This is a genomic window from Bradyrhizobium sp. Leo78, assembly GCF_059512425.1.
Genome location: NZ_JCAMOT010000112.1, coordinates 1 through 4,945 on the forward strand (window position 1 = coordinate 1; position 4,945 = coordinate 4,945).

The 4,945-nt window shown below is 55.4% G+C and carries 4 protein-coding genes; all 4 read right to left on the reverse strand.

Annotation, left to right across the window (positions count from 1 at the left end; translation table 11 throughout):
• On the reverse strand, nt 1–764 hold a 764-nt coding region (locus AC5ZG1_RS43490; RefSeq protein WP_496136481.1), incomplete at its 3' end, for an IS5 family transposase.
• 271 nt (nt 765–1,035) lie between these two features.
• Nucleotides 1,036–1,566, reverse strand: coding sequence for a GNAT family N-acetyltransferase (locus AC5ZG1_RS43495; RefSeq protein WP_051397385.1), 531 nt, complete (start codon nt 1,564–1,566; stop codon nt 1,036–1,038).
• Nucleotides 1,567–1,646: 80 nt separating this feature from the next.
• Nucleotides 1,647–2,882, reverse strand: a complete 1,236-nt coding sequence (locus AC5ZG1_RS43500; protein ID WP_463331857.1) for a hypothetical protein — start codon at nt 2,880–2,882, stop codon at nt 1,647–1,649.
• Nucleotides 2,854–4,329 carry a coproporphyrinogen-III oxidase family protein gene (locus tag AC5ZG1_RS43505; protein ID WP_028169387.1) on the reverse strand — a complete coding sequence of 492 codons (1,476 nt, stop codon included), beginning with the start codon at nt 4,327–4,329 and terminating at the stop codon, nt 2,854–2,856. Before AC5ZG1_RS43505 ends, AC5ZG1_RS43500 begins: the two co-directional genes overlap by 29 nt.
• Nucleotides 4,330–4,945: the final 616 nt, after the last annotated feature.

Genomic DNA, 4,945 nt, shown 5'->3' on the forward strand with positions numbered 1-4,945 from the left:
CGTCGCGCCAGCGCCAGCATGCGTTCGAGGACAATCTCGCCAAGCAAGCCGGTGCGGCCTTCGATCTTGCGGGCAATGTCACGGATGACGCGACCGAGATAGGTTCTAAGCGTCTTCAAGGCCCGGTTGGCGCGCTTGAACTGCTTGGCGTGGGCATAGCGCTGATGCTTGATCAGGGCGAACTTGCCCACCCGCGCATAAGACTGCCGCAACGAAAGGCCCTGCCGCTTTGCCAGCCGGACCAGGATCTCGCGGGCGCGGTTGAGAAGCCGCGCGTCGGTCGGGAACATCACGTTCTTGGGCCGCACCGTGGTGTCGACGAAGACCCGGTTGAGATCGGACGGTTTGAGCGCCTTGGTCTTGGTCGCAACCGCAAGGCTCTCCTGCAGCAAGGCCTGTAGCTTCTCCTCGCCCATGCGCTGGCGCCAGCGGGTCAGCGAGGAGCGGTCGAACACCAGGCGGTGCTGGAAGAACTTCTCGCCGCAGAAGAACTGGTAATAGGGGTTCTCCACCCAGCGTTCGCACAGCAACTCATCGGAGAGGTCGTAGCTGTGCTTGAGGATCGCCAACCCCGCCATCAGCCGGGTCGGCAGCGGCGGCCGGCCCGGCTTGTCCTCATAGACCGCGCCGAACTTCTGCTCGAGGAATGCCCAGTCGATCGTCCGCGCCAGCTGCACCAGCGCATGGTTCATGTCGATGATCGCGTCCAGCCGCGAGCGCAGAAGGTCGGCCTGTCCGCTGTCCCGTCGTTCCTTGGGTCGCATCGTCCCCTCCGTTGCGACCACGGAATCACGACACGCGATTCGACGGAATCCCAAAAATCAAATTGCAAGCTTTCGGGCCTTCAAATCCAAAAAGCTTGCAATCCCGAACCTCGCTCCGATCCAAAATTCGACTCCCGCTCAATGACTTGGGAGCTTCTTCACGGACGACGAAACCGCTTCCGCGGCGCCCGCGCTTCTCCTCAGTCGACGCGAGCCGAACTCCAGCGCCTTCACCTGCTTCAGCCTTTCACGACGCCAGGTCCCTACAGGGCTAGCGTGGATTCTCCAGGCCCACAACCTCGTTGATTATGTGACGTGGCTCATCCCGGCCGACAAGCCGCTTATCGTAGAAGATCACTTCATATCCGTGCAACATCCCTTCCTTACGGCGAACGTAGCCAGCGGCCTCATAAAGTCTTTGAGCCCCTACTTGGATCTTTGTCGTGTCGAGTACTATCCGCTTGAATCCCAGGGCGGCGGCTCGCGTTTCCAATTCACTAAGAATCCTCGTCCCAAGCCCTCGCCGTCGAAAGGCAGGATCGACTCGCATACGCTTCAGCTCTGCGACGTCATCGTCAATAAGCTTCAATCCACCCATGGCAACGAGCTTGGAACCAATATGCGCAACTACGAAGTCTCCGCCTGACGCGATGTATATTTCTCCAATGTTTCGTAAATCATCCTCCCACGCTCCTTCCGGGCCACACACACCAACCGCCTCCGATGCGCGTCTATGCAGATGCCACACATCATCAGTATCTCCTGACTCAAATTGACGAAACATCACTTCGTCCTGAGACATCGAACGCCACCTTTGGACCCGTGTCGGATGCCTGCGCCTCTCAGCATCACTACATGTTTTACCTAGCCAAATACCGCCGGCTATCGCGCCGCCGTTAACAGCCGCTGTGAAAGGACAGCCTCAACACTTTCCGAAGCCTCGACTCCGACAATTGGATGACCCGGTTCAACCGTATATTTCAAAGCCGTAGTACGGTGCATCCGGGTAAACTGTTCCAGCGCACAAACACACGAAGCGCGCAGCCTTCGGACTTCTCCACCATAGCGTTCGACGACGGGCGAAATGGTTGCAAACCCAGGAAAGTCCGCTTTCCCTTCCAGCCAACTTGGCGTGGGCTCCGCGCCTTTGTCATCTGGTGACAACCAGCGGAATACCTCGTGAATGCCTCCCTGCGGATAGTATTCGGACAGCCGATACAAATCCCTATAGTATTGCGGCTTCTGCTGAAAGAGTTCTTCGCCGACCAGTAGCACCGAGACCGCCACGACCCGGGCAGAAAACCGACCGCTTGGGCCAAGCCTATTCTTGTAAGGGTTTTTTCCGTAAAACACACGAAATTGGCTAAATAGGTCGGGCGACATATGTTCAAAAAATCGGGCCAGAACATAGTTCGCTGACTCAAGGCGTTCCAAGCATAGCGCAAGACATTGATGAGCGTCCGCGTCAGCCGCATCACGCAATTCAAGTAGAGCTGCGATTGCCAATTTTAGCTCGCTCTCGATGAGTTGATGACCCAAGCAAAAGTCTCGCTCCTCGACCCCGGCGGCGCCAAGGCAATATATGCGAGGATCGCTCTGCACTGGATTCGTCAGGATCATATCTTCATAGGAGAGAACCTCAATGCTAGGCTGTCGCTGGCAGCTTAAGCGGGCGAGACGGCTCAGCGCCTCTCCCACCGTCAACTCCGCCTGCACGGGATCAAGGCCGGCAAACGCCGACATCTGATAAGCACAATTGACGAGATATTGGACGTCTGTCTTAGCGACGGCGAAGTCGGGATCCGGCAACTTCAGCAGCTGTCCATCATGGTCAGCCGATGCAATCATCGCATTAATGCTACTTCCAAGAGCCTTGACCGCTTCATCTGGCCGTTCACTGCCTTTGATCTCGGCAATGAAGTGCGGCAGTTGATCGGCGACAACATTGCTGACAAGCCCAAGCGGCCGTTTCCGTTGCCCGCGATCGAAGCTATCGGACACATGAGAAAATATCTGCCGCGCCCGACGGCGCTGCTGTTCCGGAGTGGAAAAGGACAACGTAGCGACCATAGACGAGCGCTCCCCCACTTCATCGAAAAACAGCTTGCATTTCTGCACTCGACCCATATCTTGCGGCGGGCGAATAGTCGTGCTTTTCGATTAGATCCGTTTGTTTGTCTGTTATCCTGCTATCGTTGTACGCGACCCGCTCAAGTACATTCTCAGAGAAAAATAGCAACGATACAGCGCCCGAGTTGATAATTCCGGCGTCGGTTAACGAAAGCACGCCATCGTTTGAAATGCGAACGAGGCCTGCCTCCCTTAAGATTTCAAGCTCGCCGAAAAAGTATTTTTCTAGCGATACTCCAAATTCGCGCTCGAAGCGGGAGAGCAGCACTCCGCTGCTTCGCAAGGCAAACATTAATGTTCGGCGCATGAGGTCGTCCTGGGACAGTACAACCCCCTTCCACACTGGTTTCTCGCCGGCTTCGACCCTACGTAGATAGCGATCTAGATCTGCCTCGTTGTAGAACTGGCACTGGCTCATGTAGCCAAATCCACCCACCCCAAACGGGACGAGATTATTGTCGTTCCAGGAATCGTATTTACGGCTTTGTTGAACGGAGTGCGGCTGCGACCTCTTAGTCCAATAGAAAATTGGTCCATAGCGATAACCGAGCTTCGTGAGGATGTGCTCCGCCATGAAGTGCATTATAATGCGCTCCTTGGCCCCGGCGAATTGATAGCGTCCCATAGCCAAATGGCGGGCCACGGGGTCAGTCAATTTAAACATCAACGGGAATACGTTGAACTTCTCTATTCCAATGTCCAACAGCCCGATTATTGAGTCGTACCAGCTCCGAAGCGTTTGCTGCGGCAGCCCATACATGAGGTCAAGCGATAGATTCTCAACGCCCATCTCGTTCAGCAATGTCACGAGTTGTATCACCTCCTCCACACCGTGCCCGCGGTTCAATATACGCAAAATATCCCGATCTAGACTTTGAACGCCCAGTACGAAGCGGTTTACTCCGCCTCTAAGTAGAGTCGAGATGCGATCCGCGGCGTCCGCATGCTTCACAAGCGAGGGATGCAACTCAAAACTTACTTCTGACTTCGACAAATCAAAGCGCTCGTTAACCATGGCAAATAGCGTTTTGAGTTGATGGTTAGTCAAAAATGAGGGAGTGCCCCCTCCAAAAAACGCAGTCTCAACAGCTCTCCCAGCAAGCGCCGCGCCCGACCAAGTCATTTCTTTATTTAAGGCCGCCAAATAGCGTTCCACTCGCTCGGAAGATGGATTGATTTCCTTGGCGAAGTGGCAAAACGTGCAATACTGATTACAGAATGGGATATGAAAATAGAGGTCAATTGACGAGGCGACCTGAGTCAACAATCTTTCGGCATCCAGGTCACCCATTGCCTTGAGAGGAGGATATGTGCCGACGAGATAGTCGTTGTGCGCGTCCAGGTGCAGATTTCGCGATCTCAACATGTCGAGATTGATCTCGTACGAGCGGTCGATCGCAAATTCCAGGGCTTCGGAATAGCTGGGCGCGTTCATCTGTTGGGGACTCCATTAGCTTTCGTGTAGGAAAGCCGCGCTGGCAGCCGCGGCCGTACCACATCAATCTCGTCTTGCTCGTTACTGAAGCGGCGCGTTTCAATCAGCGAGCTGCATTCGCGCCCCACTCGCTGCAGCTCCGTTCGCAGGTCGCGATGCGCTCGGTGGTACACGGAGACGACTACAGATTGTCGACGAGAGGCAGATGTTTTGGCTAATGCGAATGCATGCGATACCGACCGCACTCAACCGTACAGCTATGGCGCTGACTTGTTTGGATCGAGCAAGTTTCATTTGAACTCCTGCGGCGACGACTGGATTGCATGGTCATGCGGATCCTTTTCCGTGTCCCAGCAATCGACGTGCCACCAAAGTCCGCTCGCGCGGGGCTTTTTTGAGGAACGAAAACCATGCGCTTTGTGCTGTATTGTCGGAATAGTTACGCCACAGCGTCGGCTCCCGGACATACGCGTCCTCAACGGGATACGGCCGAAAAACGACAACACGGAGCATCGAGTGACCATGATCGTCTCTCGACAGAGGAACTCCATGCGGCGGCGGCGCTTTGAATGCTCCGCGATGACCGTTCCGGTGGCAACCTGGAGCGCGGCGAACA

Bases quoted from the DNA above. Each gene is read 5' to 3' on its own strand.
- AC5ZG1_RS43495 (WP_051397385.1), bottom strand. From the start codon at position 1,566: ATGTCTCAGGACGAAGTGATGTTTCGTCAATTTGAGTCAGGAGATACT.
- AC5ZG1_RS43505 (WP_028169387.1), bottom strand. From the start codon at position 4,329: ATGAACGCGCCCAGCTATTCCGAAGCCCTGGAATTTGCGATCGACCGC.